This window comes from Robiginitalea sp. (assembly GCF_049588695.1).
Classification (GTDB): domain Bacteria; phylum Bacteroidota; class Bacteroidia; order Flavobacteriales; family Flavobacteriaceae; genus Robiginitalea.
Genome location: NZ_JBAVZJ010000251.1, coordinates 1 through 1,725, shown reverse-complemented (window position 1 = coordinate 1,725; position 1,725 = coordinate 1). Strand labels below are relative to the sequence as shown.

The window sequence follows — 1,725 nt, the reverse complement described above, 5'->3', positions numbered from 1 at the left end:
GCATTTATATATGCGCCAGCCGGGTTATGGAAGCAGCTATATTACCGGAAAGTACCTGTTGGAGCAAGCCATGATGGAATACGCGAGAATATACGAGACGAATCAAAAACCCTTTGAAATCAAGGCCTTCCTCGATAGCTTGAACACCATTGGGAATATTCCGATTTCACTGGGGCAATGGGAACTCACCGGGAAACCACCTGTATGGGATGCCCCTTAGGCCCACCCTCCCGAAATTGTTGTACTTTAACACAAATTTAGGAAAATAAGAAATGAAACGGATTCTGAGTTTAGATACAACCGCCTCTTGCCATGTTCTTCTAGCCCTGACACTTTTGACTGTCTTGAATGCCTGCGGGGACAAGGCAGCGCCACTTCAGGGCCCCCGTGAAATTACTGTATTTGAGGCCAAACCACAGGACTTGCCCCTCTACGATGAGTTAGTGGGTCAGATATACGGACAAAAGGATATCCCCATTAGGGCACGAGTAGACGGCTATCTTCAAAAAATCTCTTTTGAAGAAGGCTCCTGGGTGAAAGAAGGGCAACTCCTTTACTCTATTGATCCGGATCCGTACCTGGCCGAAGTAGCGGCACAGCAAAGTCGCCTGACAGAGGCACAAACCATGATGGTCAATGCCAAAAACGAATTGGACCGGTATATTCCCCTGGCTGAAATGAACGCGGTAAGCCGTAGTGACCTCGATGCCGCCCAGGCGACCTATGATGCCTCCCGGGCAAATGTCGATGCCGCCCGGGCCAATTTAAGGCAGGCCCAGATAAAATTGGGGTATTGCTCCATCAAGGCTCCCATTGACGGTCTGATTGGCGCCACAGAAGCCCGGGAGGGCGAATATGTGGGCCGCGACCCGAATCCGGTCATCCTCAATACCCTTTCCAGAATTGACACGATACGGGTTCAGTTTTCCATTTCGGAGGCAAAATACCTTGAGCTGGCACGGGCCCTTTCCAAAGGACGCTCCAGGGATGAAGTTACCAGGGATGTCCGTGCCGGTCGTCTAAAAACCAATATCGAACTGATCCTGGCCGATGGAAGTGTTTTTGAAGAGAAGGGCTCCATAGATTTTGTCAACAGCCAAATCAATGCAGCGACGGGGTCTTTGCTGATACAGGCCAGTTTTCCAAATTCTTCAAGCCTGCTCAGACCGGGCTTATATGCCAAGGTACGCCTGCAGATGGCCATAGCTGAAGGGGCCATCGTTATCCCACAACGGTGCCTGACGGAACTACAGGGACTGTATACCGTGATGGTAGCAACACAGGACAGTACTATTGAATCCAGACCTGTGGAAATCGGTCGAAGAATTGGCGATATGGTGATTGTAGAAAATGGGCTGCAGCCCGGTGATAAAGTTGTCATCGATGCGCTGCAAAAAGTTCAAACGGGTATGAAAATCATCCCGGTTCCCACCGAATTCGAAAGTAAAACCACACTCTGAAGATGGCTGGCGACAATGGAAATTTCTTCGTGAGAAGACCTATCGTAGCTATGGTAATCGCCATAGTCATCGTTATTGTGGGTGGGGTATCTGTTATCGGCCTTGCCATTGAACAATACCCGAGCCTTACCCCTCCGGTGGTCGAGGTCCGGGGCACCTATGTGGGGGCAAACGCCCTGAATGTGGAGGAATCCGTAGCCACCCCTATCGAACAGGAAATGAATGGGGTAGACAACATGATTTACATGAAGTCTACCAATGCCAA

Annotated in this window: 2 protein-coding genes and 1 pseudogene; all 3 read left to right on the top strand. The window is 50.0% G+C overall.

Annotation, left to right across the window (positions count from 1 at the left end):
- Positions 1-220, top strand: a pseudogene (locus WBV75_RS06095) (hypothetical protein); the annotation flags it as partial.
- A 52-nt stretch (positions 221-272) separates the two neighbouring features.
- Complete coding sequence (locus WBV75_RS06090; RefSeq protein WP_424119752.1) at positions 273-1,460, top strand: efflux RND transporter periplasmic adaptor subunit; 1,188 nt, start codon at positions 273-275, stop codon at positions 1,458-1,460.
- A gap of 2 nt (positions 1,461-1,462) precedes the next feature.
- Positions 1,463-1,725 (top strand): efflux RND transporter permease subunit (locus tag WBV75_RS06085; protein ID WP_424119751.1); only part of this gene is annotated, 263 nt, incomplete at its 3' end.

What these genes read in the sequence shown, in the direction of transcription:
- WBV75_RS06090 (WP_424119752.1), top strand. Translation starts at nt 273, where the DNA reads ATGAAACGGATTCTGAGTTTAGATACAACCGCCTCTTGCCATGTTCTT.